Annotated in this window: 16 protein-coding genes and 1 pseudogene; 10 read left to right on the top strand and 7 right to left on the bottom strand. The window is 39.4% G+C overall.

Annotation, left to right across the window (positions count from 1 at the left end; translation table 11 throughout):
• Positions 1-26: 26 nt before the first annotated feature.
• The 5 genes from B4Z90_RS04295 to B4Z90_RS04275 all read left to right on the top strand — a co-directional run bounded on the left by B4Z90_RS04295 (position 27) and on the right by B4Z90_RS04275 (position 4,562).
• The gene (locus B4Z90_RS04295) at positions 27-560 is read left to right on the top strand and encodes an OmpH family outer membrane protein (protein WP_286710300.1); all 534 of its coding nucleotides are present in this window, start codon (positions 27-29) and stop codon (positions 558-560) included.
• 103 nt (positions 561-663) lie between these two features.
• Positions 664-1,233 (top strand): OmpH family outer membrane protein, encoded by a 570-nt coding sequence (locus B4Z90_RS04290; protein WP_070569926.1) that lies wholly within the window; start codon positions 664-666, stop codon positions 1,231-1,233.
• Between the two features lie 361 nt (positions 1,234-1,594).
• Entirely contained in the window at positions 1,595-2,269 is a 675-nt protein-coding gene (locus B4Z90_RS04285) for a TetR/AcrR family transcriptional regulator (RefSeq protein ID WP_070569195.1), read from the top strand.
• Between the two features lie 192 nt (positions 2,270-2,461).
• Positions 2,462-3,760, top strand: a complete 1,299-nt coding sequence (locus tag B4Z90_RS04280; protein ID WP_070569191.1) for a 4Fe-4S dicluster domain-containing protein — start codon at positions 2,462-2,464, stop codon at positions 3,758-3,760.
• Between the two features lie 7 nt (positions 3,761-3,767).
• Positions 3,768-4,562, top strand: a complete 795-nt coding sequence (locus tag B4Z90_RS04275) for a (Fe-S)-binding protein (RefSeq protein ID WP_115049484.1) — start codon at positions 3,768-3,770, stop codon at positions 4,560-4,562.
• A 490-nt stretch (positions 4,563-5,052) separates the two neighbouring features.
• Here B4Z90_RS04275 and B4Z90_RS04270 read toward each other — a convergent pair whose 3' ends face one another.
• Positions 5,053-5,391, bottom strand: a complete 339-nt coding sequence (locus B4Z90_RS04270; protein WP_115047833.1) for an ABC transporter substrate-binding protein — start codon at positions 5,389-5,391, stop codon at positions 5,053-5,055.
• Between B4Z90_RS04270 and B4Z90_RS04265 the strand changes: the two are divergent.
• Positions 5,365-5,730, top strand: a pseudogene (locus B4Z90_RS04265) ((Fe-S)-binding protein); the annotation flags it as partial. The gene B4Z90_RS04270 and the pseudogene B4Z90_RS04265 sit on opposite strands and share 27 nt — an antisense overlap.
• Positions 5,731-6,008: 278 nt before the next feature.
• On the opposite strand, the gene B4Z90_RS04260 reads toward B4Z90_RS04265, so the two are convergent.
• Together B4Z90_RS04260 and B4Z90_RS04255 are read right to left on the bottom strand one after the other, a co-directional pair.
• Positions 6,009-6,137, bottom strand: a complete 129-nt coding sequence (locus tag B4Z90_RS04260) for a hypothetical protein (protein WP_286727312.1) — start codon at positions 6,135-6,137, stop codon at positions 6,009-6,011.
• Positions 6,138-6,243: 106 nt separating this feature from the next.
• Positions 6,244-6,834: a TIGR00730 family Rossman fold protein gene (locus B4Z90_RS04255; RefSeq protein WP_070570493.1), complete on the bottom strand. Its 591-nt coding sequence runs from the start codon at positions 6,832-6,834 to the stop codon at positions 6,244-6,246.
• Positions 6,835-7,070: 236 nt separating this feature from the next.
• On the opposite strand from B4Z90_RS04255, the gene B4Z90_RS04250 reads away from it, so the two are divergent.
• Complete coding sequence (locus tag B4Z90_RS04250; RefSeq protein WP_286801456.1) at positions 7,071-9,434, top strand: glycoside hydrolase family 127 protein; 2,364 nt, start codon at positions 7,071-7,073, stop codon at positions 9,432-9,434.
• A 99-nt stretch (positions 9,435-9,533) separates the two neighbouring features.
• Here B4Z90_RS04250 and B4Z90_RS04245 read toward each other — a convergent pair whose 3' ends face one another.
• A complete protein-coding gene (locus B4Z90_RS04245; RefSeq protein ID WP_083296137.1) occupies positions 9,534-11,519 on the bottom strand; it encodes a glycoside hydrolase family 97 protein in 1,986 nt (661 codons plus the stop codon).
• Between the two features lie 255 nt (positions 11,520-11,774).
• Between B4Z90_RS04245 and B4Z90_RS04240 the strand changes: the two genes are divergently transcribed.
• Positions 11,775-12,455: a DinB family protein gene (locus tag B4Z90_RS04240; RefSeq protein ID WP_083296136.1), complete on the top strand. Its 681-nt coding sequence runs from the start codon at positions 11,775-11,777 to the stop codon at positions 12,453-12,455.
• A 4-nt stretch (positions 12,456-12,459) separates the two neighbouring features.
• Positions 12,460-12,912, top strand: coding sequence for an SRPBCC family protein (locus B4Z90_RS04235; RefSeq protein ID WP_115047829.1), 453 nt, complete (start codon positions 12,460-12,462; stop codon positions 12,910-12,912).
• A gap of 130 nt (positions 12,913-13,042) precedes the next feature.
• Here B4Z90_RS04235 and B4Z90_RS04230 read toward each other — a convergent pair whose 3' ends face one another.
• Together B4Z90_RS04230 and B4Z90_RS04225 are read right to left on the bottom strand one after the other, a co-directional pair.
• Positions 13,043-14,068, bottom strand: a complete 1,026-nt coding sequence (locus B4Z90_RS04230) for a hypothetical protein (protein ID WP_115047827.1) — start codon at positions 14,066-14,068, stop codon at positions 13,043-13,045.
• 433 nt (positions 14,069-14,501) lie between these two features.
• On the bottom strand, positions 14,502-14,816 hold the full coding sequence (locus tag B4Z90_RS04225; protein ID WP_115047825.1) for a hypothetical protein: 315 nt from the start codon (positions 14,814-14,816) through the stop codon (positions 14,502-14,504).
• A gap of 1,703 nt (positions 14,817-16,519) precedes the next feature.
• Between B4Z90_RS04225 and B4Z90_RS04220 the strand changes: the two genes are divergently transcribed.
• Positions 16,520-17,002 carry a hypothetical protein gene (locus tag B4Z90_RS04220; protein WP_201639472.1) on the top strand — a complete coding sequence of 161 codons (483 nt, stop codon included), beginning with the start codon at positions 16,520-16,522 and terminating at the stop codon, positions 17,000-17,002.
• 15 nt (positions 17,003-17,017) lie between these two features.
• Here the strand turns inward: B4Z90_RS04220 and B4Z90_RS04215 are convergent, their stop codons facing one another.
• A complete protein-coding gene (locus B4Z90_RS04215; protein ID WP_201639473.1) occupies positions 17,018-18,022 on the bottom strand; it encodes a DUF4365 domain-containing protein in 1,005 nt (334 codons plus the stop codon).
• Positions 18,023-18,067 lie beyond the last annotated feature (45 nt).

Below are 18,067 nucleotides of genomic sequence, written 5' to 3'. Positions count from 1 at the left end.
ATAGTCTATAAAAACTTACAGGAAATATGAAAAAAATATTGTTAGTTATAGCTTTTGTAGTCGTGAGTGCTACAGCGACATTTGCCCAACAACTTGCATATGCTGATTCAGAATATATCCTAAAACATATTCCTGAATATACGACTGCACAGAAACAGTTAGATGACCTATCTAAGCAATGGCAGGAAGAAGTGGATCAGAAATATGCTGAGATTGAAAAACTATATCAGGCTTATCAAAAGGACCAGGTTTTATTAAATGAAGATATGCGTCGCCGCCGAGAGGATGAAATCGTGACAAGAGAAAAAGAAGTAAAAGACTATCAAAAACAAAAGTTTGGATTTGAAGGCGACCTCTTTAAAAGACGTACTCAATTGATGAAGCCTATTCAAGACCGTGTAGCAAAAGCTATCCAAGATGTTGCTTCGGCCCAGGGAATTGATTTTATTATCGACAAGGGCAATGAGTCTACTTTTCTCTATGCCAATCCAAAATTGAATAAAAGTAATGATGTCATTACAAAATTAGGATATAAACCCAATCCGAGTCTTGCAAACTAAGCGGGAGTTTATTATCATTGTGAACACAAATAATAATAGTAGTAATTAATTAGAAAACTAAAAGATTGCCATAAAGATGGCTCATTAGATTAAAATGAAAAGCATGAAAAATTTATTAAAGGGTGCGGTTGCTTTAGTGGCAGTATTTTTCTCAACTCAATTCGCAAATGCGCAACAAAAGATTGGTCATATCAATTTTGCTGAAATTATTCAGTCAACATCTGAATTTAAAACAGCTGAAGGGCAGTTGAAGACATTGAGTGATGGTAAAACCAAAGAAATTCAAGATATGGTTACCATCTATCAAACAAAACAAAAAGATGCAAACGATAAATTGCGTAACAGAAGTGAAGCAAATAAAGATACGGTTGATCCAGAAATCAACAAAATAGGTCAAGAATTACAAGATATCCAAGCGCGTATTCAAACAGCACAACAAGCTGCTCAAGAAGACTTGAACAAAAAAGAAGAAGAATTAATTGCACCTATACACAGAAAAGTTGGTGAAGCTGTAAATGCTGTTTCTAAAGAAAAAGGTATGGCTTATGTATTTGATATTTCAAGCACAAATATTCCTTATTTCCAAGGCGGAGAGGATTTAACTGCTGCTGTAAAAACAAAATTAGGTATTTCAGCTACAGCTGCTCCTACTGCTGCTCCAGCAAGAAAATAAGCTAGTATACAAGGCAATAAAAAAGGGATTATCGATATCGATAATCCCTTTTTTATTGCCTATCTATTTTCCCAATGGCAAGTGAATTTCAATCAGCGTAAAACGCCGACAGCACCAAATACGCTCCAGTTCTACAGCGAAAAGAATAAGGTAAACTCAAAAGCTTATCGAATCAGTCAAATTATAGTGTAAATAAAAATCTGCTGCTTGATTTTCTTGCATTTACCAGCTAAATTGTAGATATTGGTTCGGAAAACAAACATATCTACCCTAATGAAAACTTCATGGTCCCAAATTTGTTCATTAACTGACGAATATGAGGTACCCAGGAAAGCTTCGTCGTTAAAATGATTTTATTCGCATGAAAAAGAAAGTAATTGAGGATAATCCTAAAAAAGAAAGAAAGGTAACTTCCGGTCCTATTCGCGACAAAGAACGCACCAAGGCGCGAATGATCGCTGCTGTCGGAAAGGTAATTCAGAAAAAAGGATACCATGCATTGAATGGGCCTAATATTGCTTTGGAATGTGGACTGAACAAAGCATTAATATGGAATTATTTTGGCGGTCTCGATCAACTGGTGGAAGCTTACCTAACACAAAAAGATTTTTGGCAAATCGGAGACAAGGGCGTATTGGAACAAATGATCACAAACCCGGGCTCCATCAGTATCTCCTTGATAGAAGAATTGCTTAAATCTCAATTTAACACCTTTTTGAAGGATAAGACGAAGCAAAAAGTTATTCATTGGGGACTGGGCGAAAAAACAAAAGCCCTTAAAAATATAGCCGACAGAAGAGAATTGCTCGGCGAAGAACTATTTAAACATGTCGATTCAAAATTCGAAAACTCCGAAAACGACCTTAGAGCGACATTAGCGATTTTAGTCAGTTCAATTTATTATTTGAGCCTTCAGGCAAAATCTACAGGTAGTACATTTTGCGGTATTGATGTAAATACCGAAGCAGGAAAAGAACGAATTCAGAAAACGATGCGTAAAATATTAGAACAGACATTTTCTGATGTTGAGCTGTAGTCTACTCAGATACAACTAGAGAAAACGTCCAAGAAGAAATAATTCCTTCTGGACGTTTTTCATTACAGCCTAAATTCACCATTAAAAAATTCCAATAATTTATCGTGTTAGGTCCTCATTTTTGATTTATTTTTACTATGTTAGCATAACAAAATAATATAGTATATTTGTTTATAACCAAGATACAAGCATATGATAGGTCAACTAATATTTGCGGTTTGTTTCGCTGTAGCATTGTTTCTTTTTAGCAAAAATGCACAACAGATTTATCGTAATATCAAGCTAGGCAGACCGGCAGATCGTTCGGACAGATCCGCGGAGCGTTGGAAAATGATGTTCCTCGTCGCCTTTGGTCAAAAGAAAATGTTTAAGCGTATTTTCCCCGCAGTCCTACATTTATTTGTATACCTTGGATTTGTCATCATCAATATTGAGATGTTGGAGATTGTCATAGACGGGCTTTTTGGTACACATCGTATCTTTTCATTTCTAGGGGGTCTTTATAATTTCCTGATTGGGGCATTTGAATGGCTCGCGCTGGGTGTACTGGTATCCTGTCTCATCTTTTTATTTCGGAGAAATATTGCTAAAGTAGCTCGCTTAAATAGCGCGGAATTGAAACATTGGCCCAAGACGGATGCAAATATTATTTTAATCACAGAGATTCTTTTAATGTCGGCTTTCCTACTGATGAACGCTTCTGATCTTAAATTGCAACTCTATGGCTTTGCACATTTTAAATCGGCAGGTTCCTTTCCAGTAAGCCATTATCTTCTTCCATACCTTCCTACTTCGACGGAGGCCTTATTTTTAATAGAGCGGTCTTGTTGGTGGTTTCATATCCTAGGTGTACTTGCCTTCTTAAACTACCTCCCCTATTCCAAGCACCTTCATATTATTTTGGCTTTTCCGAACACCTATTTTTCTAATCTGAACGCAAAAGGCAAACTATCCAATATGCCAGCTGTGACCAATGAGGTTAAGGCAATGCTTGATCCGAGTTTCACCCCGCCTCCAGCAGATGCAAATGCACGCTTTGGAGCCAAAGATGTCCAGGATTTAACCTGGAAGAGCTTATTGGATGCATATACCTGTACTGAATGTGGACGTTGTACATCTTCCTGCCCCGCAAATATAACGGGAAAGCTGCTGTCCCCACGAAAAATCATGATGGATACAAGGGATCGACTCACTGAAGTCGGTACGAATATCAAAACAAATGGAAGCTTTCAGGATGACGGAAAATCTCTCATTGACACTTACATCAGTCGAGAAGAGTTATGGGCCTGTACAAGCTGTAATGCATGTGTAGAACAATGCCCGGTCAATATTAATCCTTTGGATATTATTATTGAGCTACGCCGCTTTGCTGTTATGGAAGAATCACAAGCTCCTGCGAGTATTAACAATATGTTTGGAAATATTGAGAATAATGGTGCCCCTTGGAAATATGCGCAATTGGACCGCGCCAATTGGACTCAACAACAATAGTTTTATGATGGAAAATGAATTAAAAGTTCCCACAGTTGCAGAACTGTTGGCCAAAGGAGAAACTCCTGATATACTATTTTGGGTAGGTTGTGCAGGGAGTTTTGACGAACGTGCACAGAAAATTACGCGCGATATCTGCAGAATATTACAACATGTCGGTTTAAAATATGCCATCTTAGGTACAGAAGAAAGTTGTACGGGCGATCCTGCCAAAAGAAGTGGAAACGAATTTCTATTTCAAATGCAGGCCATGATGAACATCGAAGTACTCAATGGCTATGAAATCAAAAAAATAGTAACGGCTTGCCCACACTGTTTCAATACCTTGAAAAATGAGTATCCATCCCTAGGTGGTAACTATGAGGTCATTCATCATACACAATTGATCCAAAACCTGATCAATGAAGGAAAATTAAAACCAGCAGATAACAACGTATTCAAAGGAAAGAAGATAACCTATCATGATCCCTGTTATCTTGGTCGTGCGAATGAGGTCTATGAGGCACCGAGAAAAGTATTGGAAAGCTTGGATGCCCAGTTGATCGAACTGAAACGTTGTAAGAGCAATGGACTTTGCTGCGGTGCTGGGGGCGGACAAATGTTTAAAGAACCAGAGCCCGGAGCAAAAGACATTAACATCGAACGTATCGAAGAAGTCATCGATGCACAGCCTCAAGTTGTCGCTGCAGCATGTCCTTTCTGTATGACGATGTTAAAAGATGGCGTAAAAATAAAAGAAAAAGAATCAGAGATTGAGGTGTTGGACATTGCGGAAATAACTGCCCGAGCAAATCAATTGTAAATTACATTAATTACGAAATAAAAGAGGCCCGATCATACGATCGGGCCTTTTGTGTAGGGAGAAGAATATCTCCTGTCCACGCTTAAATTAGGGGAATCCCAAAGCCGGTTAAAATATAAGGGATTCCCCCGAATCGAAGATCAGCGCTGTTTTTATGCTGATCAACCGACTCTAACATCTAGCCATAACAAAGGTATCGCCTCTAGTTCAATTCATTGTTGTTCATTTCTTTAAAAATGTTGTTCATTTCTTAAATAATAAAAAAAATGATAGACCATACTTTCTTTATCCCAATAGAAGTAATTCGATCGATCACTACAATAGCGTTATAATTTTATCAGCTTTTTCCTTGCCATAAAGTCGAGAAATCACTTCTATAACACGTTGTTTATGATTAAACGCAGTACTTGAATATGCCCAATGATGAATTGCTGTTGCAGTACACAAAGCCTTCAACGTATGTGGATTATAGATAAACATAGGCAGAAGATTAAAAATCTGCTTTTCCTTCACGGCACGGATCGTTTTTAAATTCATTGCGCTGATAGAACAGATCAGTGCTATCATTCCACATCACAATCATATCGGGATTCCATCCAATCAAAGTTTCGGCATTAATATTGGGTTGATCCAGTTCAAATGGACAAACATTCTGTACACCCGCCATTTCCAAACATGTATGCATCATGCTATGGGTTCCTGTTGTTGAAAAAATACGACCATAGGCCCAAGTAAAATAGACCCGGCGCTTTTCCTTAACAGCTGTAGCATTCTCCTTAAGGCGACCAATTTCAGCAACGTATTTAAAGAAAAGAAGATAACCTATCATGATCCCTGTTATCTTGGTCGTGCCAATGAGGTGTATGAGGCGCCGAGAAAAGTATTGGAAAGCTTGGATGCCCAGTTGATCGAACTGAAACGTTGTAAGAGCAATGGACTTTGCTGCGGTGCAGGGGGCGGACAAATGTTCAAAGAACCAGAGCCTGGAGTAAAAGACATTAACATCGAACGTATCGAAGAAGTCATCGATGCACAGCCTCAAGTTGTAGCAGCAGCATGTCCTTTCTGTATGACCATGCTAAAAGATGGCGTAAAGATAAAAGAAAAAGAATCAGAGATAGAAGTGCTGGATATTGCCGAAATCACTGCCCGAGCAAATCAATTGTAAATTATATTAATCACGAAATAAAAGAGGCCCGATCATACGATCGGGCCTTTTGTGTAGGGAGAAGAATATCTCCTGTCCACGCATAAATTAGGGGAATCCCAAAGCCGGTTAAAATATAAGGGATTCCCCCGAATCGAAGATCAGCGCTGTTTTTATGCTGATCAACCGACTCTAACATCTAGCCATAACAAAGGTATCGCCTCTAGTTCAATTCATTGTTGTTCATTTCTTTAAAAATGTTGTTCATTTCTTAAATAATAAAAAAAAATGAGAGAACACTACGCGATGATATAGCCGCCACCGAAATAGCTATCCGCAGAGATAGCACTTTCGGTGAGGTTGAGTACCACTTGATCACTAAAATTCTTACTGTTCACCACTTGAATACGATGTGGTATATTTAACAATGAAGCTTCTAGTCGGAATGCTTCCGACAGCTGTTTCGGATTATATGAGGTATAATCCTTCGAACTAATTTCGACTTAGTCAATTCTGAACGATTTTATTATATCGCTAAATCTCATCCTTCTCAATCCATTTGGGAACCAGTGGCGCTTCATACTGTTGCATCTTCTCGATCAGCTCCTCAATCGTATCAGCCACCAATAACATCGCTCGATTTTCCTGCTTAAGAAGGCCCTCTTCGACCATGTGATCAATAAATTGAATGAGATGATTGTAAAATCCATTGATGTTTAACAAACCAACTGGCTTTTTATGTAAACCCAATTGAGCCCATGTAATCATTTCAAAAAGTTCTTCCAAGGTACCAAAACCACCCGGCAGCGCAATAACTCCTTCGGCATAATCACTCATAATCCGTTTACGATCGTGCATGGTATCTACAGTAATCAGTTTTGTTACCCCCCTATGCTCTCTTTCTTTCGAATTTAAAAAATCAGGAATGACACCTATTACCTCACCTCCCTGTGCAAGAGCTCCATTCGCAACAGCTCCCATTAGGCCAACCCTTCCACCACCATAAACCAAACGAATACCGTATTCAGCCAAAACCTTTCCCACATAGGAGGCTTGCTCTTCATACACGGCCGAATTCCCTAAACTGGAAGCACAAAAAATAACAATACTATTAACTTTCTTCATATACAAGTATAGTTAAAAATAAACGGATCAGCTCTTTTTAATAAAAAAACAAACTCACTATCAATAATATACAAAAAAATACACGCATTATTTTCGCGCATAAATATAAATGTAAAAAAAACACTTAAAATAAATAACACATTTAATATCTTTGATTTACCGGTCTTTTTATACATAACGGCTAACCAGACAAGCTCATCAGATCTTGTTAATAACAAATGATAATTTCAGTCCATATGATCTTCAAAAACAAATTTTTGCACAGTGCTCTCTTAAGCTTATTTAGTCTGGCGCTATCTGCCCAAACAACTTCTCAATTGAATTATTTCGATTTAAGAGAAGTGAGGTTGTTACCTGGGATTTTTAAACATGCTGAAAATCTTGACATCAATTATTTATTGGAAATAGACCCGGACAGATTGCTGGCTCCCTTTTTACGCGAAGCCAATTTACCGCTAAAAAAAGACTCCTATACCAATTGGGAAAATACAGGATTAGATGGCCATATCGGAGGGCATTATCTATCTGCTCTCGCACATATGTATGCCGCTACAGGAGACCTTCGTATTAAGGAACGCCTAGATTATATGCTCAGCAACTTGAGACGTTGTCAGGAAGCAAATGGAAACGGCTACATAGGCGGAGTACCTGGGGGTAAAATTATTTGGACAGAGATTCAGCAAGGTAGAATCAACGCCGGTAGCTTTAACCTGAATGGAAAATGGGTGCCGCTATATAATATACACAAAACCTATGCTGGCCTGCGAGACGCCTACTTGTTGACAGGCAATGAATCTGCAAAAGACATGCTGATTCAAATGACTGATTGGGCGCTTAAGTTGGTCGCTCAACTTTCAGATGCTCAAATACAGGAAATGTTACGAAGTGAACATGGCGGACTGAACGAAACTTTTGCTGATGTTGCTGCAATTACCCAAGATCAGACTTATCTCGAGTTGGCTCGTAAATTCAGTCATCAATCCATACTTGAGCCTTTATTAGCGCATGAAGATCATTTAACAGGATTGCATGCAAATACACAAATTCCAAAAGTTCTCGGTTTTAAACGCATCGCTGACCTTTCTCACAACGAAAAATGGGCGGAGGCTGTTCGCTACTTTTGGGACAATGTCGTTGAGCAGCGCTCGATTGCTATTGGAGGAAATAGTGTAAGTGAACATTTTAACCCAACGGAAGATTTTTCAAAAATGCTCTATAGCATTGAGGGACCAGAAACTTGCAATACCTACAATATGTTACGGCTCACAAAAATGCTCTATCAGACCGATCCGCAAGGGAAATACCTCGATTTTTATGAACGTGCTCTTTACAACCATATCTTATCGACACAACACCCCGAACATGGTGGATTAGTCTATTTCACGCAAATTCGTCCGGGGCATTATCGTGTTTATTCTCAAGCGCAGACAAGTATGTGGTGCTGCGTCGGATCAGGGATGGAAAATCACGCCAAATATGGTGAAATGATCTACGCATACCGCAACAATGACCTATTTGTCAATCTATTTATTCCTTCACGCCTGGACTGGAAGGAGAAAAATATGGAAGTTATTCAAGAAACGAACTTCCCGACAGAAGCCAAAACAAGCATACGAATGAACCCTAAAAAACCGACGTCATTCAGCTTGTTTATTCGTAAACCCAGCTGGCTCACCACAGCTCCCCATGTGTTGATCAATGGAAAGCCTTACCGCAATTTCAGTTCCACAAATGAGCATATCCAGATCAAACGTACATGGCGAAAGGGCGATATCGTCAGCCTTCAATTACCCATGGGGATACATACTGAGCAGTTGCCTGATAAAAGCAATTATTATAGTATTTTATATGGACCTCTTGTTTTGGGAGCCCGAACTGGACAGGAAGATCTTTTGGGACTTCGAGCCGACGACAGCCGAATGGGGCACATTGCTTCTGGAAAACAAATCCCTTTACGTGATCTCCCGATTCTTCAAGCAGAACCGAACAATATTCCGGCACTTGTAAAACCAATAGCGTCAAAGCCCTTACACTTTACACTCTCAAATCTCTATTTGGGAAAAAAAGATATTCAAATGGAACTAGAACCCTTTTTCGGTATTCATGATTCCCGTTATATGATCTATTGGCCTCAAGCAACGCAGAAAGAATTACTGGCATTACAGGACAAAATGCGCCGCGATGAAGTGGAAAGCTTAGCGCTAGCGGCCAAAACGGTCGATAAAGTAGTCGCTGGGGAGCAACAACCAGAATCAGATCACTTTTTTCGCGAGCAAAATAGCAATGCTGGGGCATTCGGTGATACACGCTGGCGCGATACAAAAGGCTGGTTCAGTTATGTGATGAAAATAACGCCAGAGACCCAACTGGTCGCGATCAAATTGCTGGCAGACAACTCATCCAGGGTAACTGAGGTAATGATCGATGGTAAAACCATCAGTATATTGGAAGACAAGGATGAGAGATCCACCATGAAAACAATACATATACAGCTTCCCATGGAGAGTGCAGGTAAAACCAAAATAGAACTGAAAATTAAGGCCGGGGCAGGATTTACAAGTCACAAGATCCTAGAAATAAGAACTCTTCGTCCTGACTAATGGATCTGGGAGATAGCTTCCATTAGTCAGGCGTGATTCACTTTGCCTAGATAATTCAGTTCATCAAAAGTGATTCAGTTCGTCAGAAGAGCGCTTAATTTATTTTCCGATTAAAACAACGGCGCCTTCAGGTTGCAACGTCAATTTGATGGACTTTGTTTTAGAAAGTCGAATCTGCTTCTGTTTTGACTCCCGGGCAATGTTATCGTCGATTAGCTGTACCGCATCTGTACTCAACATGGGCAAATTCACCGATACAGTTTTTTCTTTGCCCTCGGCATTTATCCCCGCTATATACCATGTATCATTCTTTCTCCGGGCAAGTATGACATATTTACCTGGATAACCATCAATAAAAACAGTCTCATCCCAGGTAGTTGGTACCTGCTTCATAAAATTAATCACATGGGTTGGCATTTCCTGTAAATTATTGGGTGTCAATCCAAAATTTTGTACCGGAGTCTGAAATAAAATCGCCGTTGCCAATTGAAATGTTTCTGTCGTTTTGCGGATAGTACCGCCGCTATTCTCGCGGTTATGACGTTTGTTCAGCAAAACCGGGCCAAAATCCATTGCCGCCACGGCATTCCGAATAAAGGGATGTAAAGTCGCATTAAAAGCCTCCGTATCATTTGCATGTTGTGTGAAAATCAAATTTTCAGAGGCTAATACGGCTTCACTGCCCACGAAATTCGGATACATGCGCTCCCAACCACGCGGTAAAGTACATCCATGAAATATAACGGTTAATCCATAATCATTTGCATCCGAAAGAATATCTTCGTAAAGCTTCAGTGTTTCTTGTTTATCGCCTCCAAAAAAGTCGACTTTGATTCCTTTAATGCCCACATGCTGCATCCATTGCATCTCGGCTTTACGTGCAATCGAAGTATTCATTTTATTTTTTGGCGTCTGAGGTGCGTCGTTCCAGAATCCGTTCGAATTGTACCACAGACAAATACCTACGCCCCGCTCCTTCCCATAAGCCACCAATTGTTCAATTTTCTCATGGCCGATCTTTGTATCCCACCAATTGTCGATCAATACAAATTCATACCCCATTGAAGCCGAAAGGTCAATGAACTTCTTCTGGTCTTCAAAATTAATACTGCCGTCCTGCCATTCCAACCAGCTCCATGTCGCCCGTCCGAATTCGTATTTCTTCGATGCCGGATACTGCGGTTCAACAACATCAAACGGAATGGTCGTTTCCACAATGGGTTTTAGGTTGCTTCCGACAGTCAGTGTGCGCCAAGGTGTATAACCGGGTAATGAAATTGTGGGAGCTGCACGTCCAATGCCATTGTTCTCCCCTTCCTCCGGAAAAGAAATGCTATAAAGGCCATCCTTCGTGCCTTCGCTTAACTTGGATGCGCAATATGCACTTGATACACCCGTTTCCGAAACAAGTACCCATCCCCGATCTCCAACATGAAAGAGCGCAGGAAAAGTATAGCCAACACCATACTTCGAAGGTACGCCTAGCGCCTGATCTGCCTGATACTCCTCTTCGTAACTTGGTTTTGTTTTCATCCAGCCTATCATGGGGGAAGCTTGGGCTGTTAAAAATGTTGTTGTAACGAGGGGAAATTTAAAGCCGCTATTCTCCTTTATCAATGCAAAGTTGGCCGGCTCGCCCACCTGAGGCACATAATATCGGAACGCTATATTGTTGTTGCTAACACGGAAAGTAACCTCGATCTGCTGCTTTGAAGTATTCTCCAACACATAACGCAATTCATTCGCTTTATACTGTACCTGACTGCGTTTGATTTTTGGCTCGATATAATTGGTCAAAATTTCACCTCTTTTTTCTGCTATAGGACGCAAATTATCGCTTAAATTTATCGTCTTGCTTTGAAGCCCAAGCGGTGAAGCTTCCAACATTGTCTTTCCTTCCAGTTCAACCTGATAAAATAGATGACCGTTTTTCAGATCCAATTTAACGGTCAAAGTTCCGTCCGGACTCGATACCGATGTCTGCTGTGCTGCGGCAATTGTCCCCAACAAAGATAGCATACATACCAAAGCATAACGTTTTACTGGTAAACGTTTAAAATAGCGCGTATAATTGTGATTTAACATAGATTAACTCAAATAGTCGGTTAGTTATTCTGTTAAAGATAAGGTTTTATTTTAATAAATGTACAAAAAACACTTATTACAGAATACGTATTTTATCAGGTTGCAATCGACTGCGTCAAATAGGAATCGTCGTCTAATCTGGGAAGGCGCAAACGCAGCTTTTCTTGTCCTATGAGAAGATATACCAAACAAAAATTCCTTATAATTGTAAAGAAATAGTGACATTTATTTTACGATCTTAAAACGTATTAAACTATGAATCTAATTATGAACATGATAGCACTTGCCAGCATAGCAACTGCTACCTTGGCTCCATCATCTGCCAAATCAGGGTCATTGCTCGAGCAAAAGGACCAAAACATTACGCTGATAGAAAAAAAACAGGCTTTAAAACACGATTATGTTGGAACCGACTCGCTATTGCAATATTTTAACCAAACAACTGCGGAGCTTGAAAAGCAGGTTGCGGGTTTAAGCGAAGCGCAGCTCCAATTTAAGCCAGCGCCCGACAAATGGTCGATCAGTCAATGCCTTGAGCATATTATTCGTTCAGAACGAATGATATTTGACATGGCAAAAAAGGGCCTGGATCAAGATCCACAACCTGAAAGGAGAAAAGAGATCAAGATGACCGACGACAATCTAAAAAATGCACTCACAGACAGAAGTCACAAATATCAGGCACCCAAGGAACTCCAACCAGAGGGAATTTATAAAAATGTGAACACCGCTTTGACTGATTTCAATGCCGCTCGCCAACCCGTGCTTGATTACATCAAAAAAGCTGATGCGGAAGATCTCAGAAATCACGTCAGCGATTCCCCAACTGGTCCAATTGATGGTTATCAAGCCCTGATGTTTATTGCTGCGCATTCTGCACGTCATACCAAACAGATCGCTGAAATAAAAGCCGATCCCAATTTTCCAAAACAATAGAAAGATGAAGAAATTAACTTATCAAATTAAGATCCATGCGCCTGTGCCGCGGGTTTTTAAAACAATGCTTGACAAAGAAACCTATAAACAATGGACCAGTGCATTCAATCCAAGTTCAGATTTCGAAGGCATCTGGGACAAGGGGCAAAAAATTCATTTTACAGGCGTCGATGAAAATGGTGAAAAAGGCGGAATAGTAGCAGAAATCGCCGAATACATTCCAAATTCATATGTGTCTATTCGGCATCTTGGTATCCTAGACAATGGCCAAGAAATTTTATCCGGACCAGCTGTCGAAGATTGGGCTGGAGCATTAGAAAATTATTCTTTTTCGGACATCGAAGGACAAACATTATTGAATGTAGATGTTGATACAAACGACGAATACATCGATTACTTTAATGAGGCTTGGCCAAATGCTTTGCAACGGCTAAAGGATATTAGCGAAAAGGAATAGGTGAAATACCCTGCATATTGAAGAGCTTTGCGAAATCAATGCGCAAGTCAGAAGCTTGTTGGCAAAAGTAAAAACGGCACCTAGATCTGGATGCCGTTTTTTTATCTTGCCGATGCTTTTTTTCGTTCGTTTACTTTTGTTTTTTGACCCGAATGTCAAATATATTGTAATACCGTAGCGTGCTATAGTCCTTCAGGCTCATAAAGTCATAGGTAAGTGGATAATTAAAGATATTTTCCGTCTGACTCACATAAAGGAGCATATCGCGGAGTGCTATTCCAATAGCCTTGGCTCCTTTCGGATACTGAATAAAACTGTTCTTGCCGCCGCCCCGATAGTAGATCAGCAGATTGCTGCAATCGAGGACTTTGGTATCTACATCATCCAGTGTTTTATTTTCCAGTATTTTGTCTATTGCCGTATTGAGGCCTGCCCGTGTTGAATCAGTTTCACCCATCAGAATCATATGGGTACCATAAGTCACCGAAGCAAGCACATAGGGAGAGTAACCTGCTTGGGTCAATACAGCTAACTCCGATTCCGGATAAGCATCAAAATACTCTGTGTGGTCAATATAAATTGTAAGCTTATTGACTTTGCCTATACGAAGCGTGCTGTTTTGCTTACTGATCGTCGTTGAGTCGGCATGTTTTACAAGGGATAATGCCTTTTTTACATCCTTCGAAATACCGAGAAATCCCTGTATTTCGGCGTAATCTCCAAAACTGCTCGAAGTAAAGTTCATACTACTTGCCTGTTTCGACTTTTCAAACTTATTGGCATAAGCAAGACCATTTTTATAGCTGGGCTCAAAGAATCCCATATCTACGGAGAAGTCATTGTAAGACAAGAAATGGAATTTTACTTTTTTCGCTTTTGCTTCCAGGCTTTCTAGCCGTGGGCCTTCAAGGGTGTCTTTGAGACTCCAAAGTCCGCCCAGGAAAACCTTTTCATCAATATTATCATCAGAGAAAAGCTCGCTCATCTGAAATTGTACTTTCCGAATTTCGTACTTATCAGGAGGAACAGTGGGCTCATTCTTGGTGGTATCTGAAGGTGCCACCTCTGGGGGCTCTACGTTTGGCTCGATGGGATCTTTTGTGCAACTTAGCCATATTAGTGCGCTAAGAAGAAGTAAAAAATTTCTAGTGTGCATATTGAAGTTCTTCAGTTCCAAATTCGGTTATCATTAAAAAAGGTTAGCTACGCTTTTTTATCTGATAAATTAAATATAATAATCTAAGATAATGTTTTTTTACATCAGTCCAACACGTACCATCCCGTTATAGCATATTTTTACAATTCAAATCAAAACGCTTCAACCTCGTTAAACGAAAAACAAGGTAATAACTTACGCGATAAGACTACCAGTAGTTGATCACAAATCATCAAAGCATACCCTTCCTAGCGTATTATAAGCGAAAAAGCGGGTTAAAGACTGAATTTTCTGCACACCAAAAAGACTTAACAGTCTAACCATTTAGGGCGAAAAAAAAGCGGGGTTTTCACCCCGCTTAAATTAATCGTTTGTAACAGCGCGAAAACGCCGAAACCTATCTGCCGGTTGAAACCAACAGGGATCGACTGCATTAAACACCCCAAAATGCCCTACATGCTTTAAAGAAAGATCCATAACCACCATTTGTATAGGTGTCTGAAGTATGTGTACCGACCAGTTGCGCCGTGTCATAATCATAAAAACTCAACACAAAAATACAGTGTGTCAATTTTCCTTCGCTTTCTTTGACCTCTTCGGTGACTTTCACGAGTGTATTCGTGTTAGGAAGACGGTAAGTCGTTGTCTTAGCATTGACATTTTCTTTCGGTGCCTTTTCCGTTGTCTTTGCAGAAGCGGCTGTAGATAGCAGTGCAACAGCCATCAAACTCATCATTAATTTTTTCATTGTTTCTATCTTTTTATTAAACTATAACATGCTTTTGAAGCAAGCCTTTATTTTATGGAAGTAAAAATAAAAACACCATTAATTAATTTTGCGGTTATTTATTATCTGTTGCAGTTCGTTCAATATTCGTGGTTTTTAGTCTATTATTCGCAATACAACTGTTTGTTAGGGTAATCTTAACCGCAAGTCCTATTTTTACAAATTGCATGTCTCTACCATAATTTATATTTTTAGAAATCTGATTCAAAATATTCTGTGGTTCAGCTGCCTAATTATTACAGCATCGGACAAATTCGGTAACAATATCCAAATATGCCGGCGCAAATGGCGGTAAAATTAGGGTAGCGAGCTGCAAACATTATTATTTAAAAGAAAATGGAAAATAATCGAGAAAGCAGAAAGATAAGGGACAAACAAAGAAAACAAAACGATAGAGGTTCTCGCGGCTTACACATGATTTGGCGCGTTACCATACTCGTTTATATTGTTGTCCTACTCTATTTTCTAGTTACTTGTGGCGGTAATGGCGCTAACTGGTTTCCCGGAAAACCTATCTATACAAGATAAAGACCACGAGCAAGTTACAGAATAGCTTCTTATAAGATTTAGGTCCATAAACATCAAAACGACCTCGGTACAAAACAACAGATAGGCAATAAAAGGGAGCAAACAGACTGTCAAAACGACTACATTTGGACTTTATTACCAAGAAAACTAGCCAAACTAAAGTCCGACAAAAACTATCAGTTACGAACCTGGTACCAGCAAGGTATACTCCTTTAAAATCATCCACATACAGCCCTGAATGGATTAAGACCTTAGTTCTACGCTAAATAATCTTTAGTTTCTTAACGCGTATTTTATATTCATTCAATGTTTGAAAAGCGGGAAACAAATAAGGCTTTATTATTCTCAAATTTATCATATGCCTTCAGCTTGATCCCAAAAAATCGAACTGTGCTCAATTGCCCCTATGATCTGAGTGACAATATTTTTGTTCATAAAAAAAGGAGACAACTATTGACTAGTGTCTCCTTAAGTGCCGGTCAGCATACTTTTTTCACATTATTTTGAGCAAGATTTAAAGAATTTGTTGGAGGCTTTAAGCTGAAGAGTTCCTTATTATTTGCTTCCTTATTTAATGTAAAAATTAGTGTCTTTTAAACCTTTATACTCGTAATTCCAATGGATATTCCGTAGGGGAATAACACCTTTAGGGCACTAGTCTATTTATCAGTTTTTTACAAACTTTCCCTTTCCATACTCACCGAATCACTCACCAGTTTGATGTATGTTTTAGCTGCAATTGCTATTAATGCAATATAGTGATTTTTGTTGGTATTTATTAAAAATAATCGTGCATAACTACAATACAGGTAAGTCTACCGAATGCTGAAGACATCAAACTGCGCAAGACAGTCGATGATGCGGTACATGGTTATTTTCTTGATCTTAAAGTTTCCGATGAGCCCAACCTTTATGACTACCTAATACTATCATTACGCGAAAAGGATATCATTGCTACTTTCAACTGGGATCCGCTATTGCTGCAAAGTTACCTAAGGCACCGTAAGTTCAACGCTGACGTTCCGCAGCTACTGTTCCTGCATGAAAACGTTGGTGTAGGCATCTGCAGGAAATGCAATATTTCTGGGAACTACTAAAACAAGATTTGCCATTGCTGCCACCGTCCATTTAGCAAAATGCCATTGCTCTATCCCGTTGGACAGAAAAACTATTCTGCAAATGCATCCATTCGCAGGGAATGGACTGCATTGAAATATGCCTTCCAGTGCGCCTATTATATCTCCATATTCGGATATAGTGCGCCAGTGACAGATGCCGACGCAAGGAAAGTAATGCTTGATGCACTCGTGTCAAACCGTTCCAGGGTATTCTCCGAACTGGAAAACATAGATATCGCTCCCGAAGAAGCTGTAGAGGAGAATTGGAGTGATTTTATCTATAGTCACCATTACAATATCATAGATAATTTCAGGGACTCTTATATGTGGTGGCATCCCCGTAGGAGCTGCGAGGCGTTGGCTTCTGGAACATTAATGAACGATCCCATGCCACACAATCCCTTTCCTGAATTTAGCTCCGTGGACGAAATGCACAAATGGATCGAACCGCTTATCAAGGAGGAGATCCACCATAAGACCACGCAAGAAGGTTTTCTCTGACCTTTTCGGATGTCTCTAATTTTTACGGACATCGGCAGTTTTAATTGTTTCAGGAAGATTAGGATAGGATGTCCATAAGCTGATCATTTTTGGCAGATACCATTCTCTGATCAGATCTTCATACATTGTACCCAGATTTGTGAGCCGCTGCCACAGTATGATAATATCATTCCTTGCCTTGTCCCATTCTACTAAATCCCCCAGGAGATACTCTTTCAATTCTGCCATTTCTGCTTTTGCCTCAGGCAAGACTAGCCAAAAATTATAATTCCAAATGTCTAATTTTTCGTTCTGCATAATGAAAAAGATTACCAGATCATAGGTTTGTTTTTCTGTCATTTCCTTTTCAAGTGTTTCCCGATAGGTATACACAGGCCAAAACTTAATGCCCAGTGCATAGCTAAGTTCATTTCTCTGATAGTTGAATTTTGAAAAAGCCGCAAGTAATTTAGACCGTTTCCCATATAATTGCAGAGCAGCCGAACTTACCTGATAATTTTTTAGCGTATTAAGAGTAGGAATTTTTATGGTTAGCGATCCCTGATGAATATAATTTGGTTTTTGAGGCACCACTATTTTGTCGATGTAATCGTTCATGTTAATAAAATATACGTCTTCCGATTGTAAATCCACCAGAAACAGAAGTACGGAAACACTTGCACCCAAACTTTGAATCGTGAAAATTGAATTGGTATCATAACTGTATTTCACAATGTCCAAATTTGCATATTCTGATCTATCCTGAACCCATTTTCCCTTTGCAACATTTCCAACTCCATATATTTTTTCTGTACTGATCGGAAACTGATCGCTGGATTTTACCTGCACATAAATAAATTCTCCCAGCGTTTCATAAGTCTTATCATCTATTTTATCAAAAAGTTCAATGATTAGATCAATACCGTAATCAGGTCGGTTAAATTCCCTGATCACCCATTCCTTTGGAATAAGTTTCTTGATTATATGGTACGATTCATCCTCCATAATATGTTGGTGTACCCTTTGCTTTCTGCGAACCATATTGAGTTGATTAATTTTTTCTAATATACATAGATATTGTGTCCA

Source organism: Sphingobacterium sp. UBA5639 (assembly GCF_002421245.1).
Lineage (GTDB): Bacteria > Bacteroidota > Bacteroidia > Sphingobacteriales > Sphingobacteriaceae > Sphingobacterium > Sphingobacterium multivorum.
This window is presented reverse-complemented; position numbering and strand designations above follow the sequence as displayed.

What these genes read in the sequence shown, in the direction of transcription:
- B4Z90_RS04215 (WP_201639473.1), bottom strand. Translation starts at nt 18,022, where the DNA reads ATGGTTCGCAGAAAGCAAAGGGTACACCAACATATTATGGAGGATGAA.
- B4Z90_RS04220 (WP_201639472.1), top strand. Translation starts at nt 16,520, where the DNA reads ATGCCATTGCTCTATCCCGTTGGACAGAAAAACTATTCTGCAAATGCA.
- B4Z90_RS04230 (WP_115047827.1), bottom strand. Translation starts at nt 14,068, where the DNA reads ATGCACACTAGAAATTTTTTACTTCTTCTTAGCGCACTAATATGGCTA.
- B4Z90_RS04290 (WP_070569926.1), top strand. Translation starts at nt 664, where the DNA reads ATGAAAAATTTATTAAAGGGTGCGGTTGCTTTAGTGGCAGTATTTTTC.
- B4Z90_RS04235 (WP_115047829.1), top strand. Translation starts at nt 12,460, where the DNA reads ATGAAGAAATTAACTTATCAAATTAAGATCCATGCGCCTGTGCCGCGG.
- B4Z90_RS04245 (WP_083296137.1), bottom strand. Translation starts at nt 11,519, where the DNA reads ATGTTAAATCACAATTATACGCGCTATTTTAAACGTTTACCAGTAAAA.
- B4Z90_RS04255 (WP_070570493.1), bottom strand. Translation starts at nt 6,834, where the DNA reads ATGAAGAAAGTTAATAGTATTGTTATTTTTTGTGCTTCCAGTTTAGGG.
- B4Z90_RS04275 (WP_115049484.1), top strand. Translation starts at nt 3,768, where the DNA reads ATGGAAAATGAATTAAAAGTTCCCACAGTTGCAGAACTGTTGGCCAAA.
- B4Z90_RS04240 (WP_083296136.1), top strand. Translation starts at nt 11,775, where the DNA reads ATGAATCTAATTATGAACATGATAGCACTTGCCAGCATAGCAACTGCT.
- B4Z90_RS04250 (WP_286801456.1), top strand. Translation starts at nt 7,071, where the DNA reads ATGATCTTCAAAAACAAATTTTTGCACAGTGCTCTCTTAAGCTTATTT.
- B4Z90_RS04225 (WP_115047825.1), bottom strand. Translation starts at nt 14,816, where the DNA reads ATGAAAAAATTAATGATGAGTTTGATGGCTGTTGCACTGCTATCTACA.
- B4Z90_RS04280 (WP_070569191.1), top strand. Translation starts at nt 2,462, where the DNA reads ATGATAGGTCAACTAATATTTGCGGTTTGTTTCGCTGTAGCATTGTTT.
- B4Z90_RS04270 (WP_115047833.1), bottom strand. Translation starts at nt 5,391, where the DNA reads ATGATAGGTTATCTTCTTTTCTTTAAATACGTTGCTGAAATTGGTCGC.
- B4Z90_RS04285 (WP_070569195.1), top strand. Translation starts at nt 1,595, where the DNA reads ATGAAAAAGAAAGTAATTGAGGATAATCCTAAAAAAGAAAGAAAGGTA.
- B4Z90_RS04295 (WP_286710300.1), top strand. Translation starts at nt 27, where the DNA reads ATGAAAAAAATATTGTTAGTTATAGCTTTTGTAGTCGTGAGTGCTACA.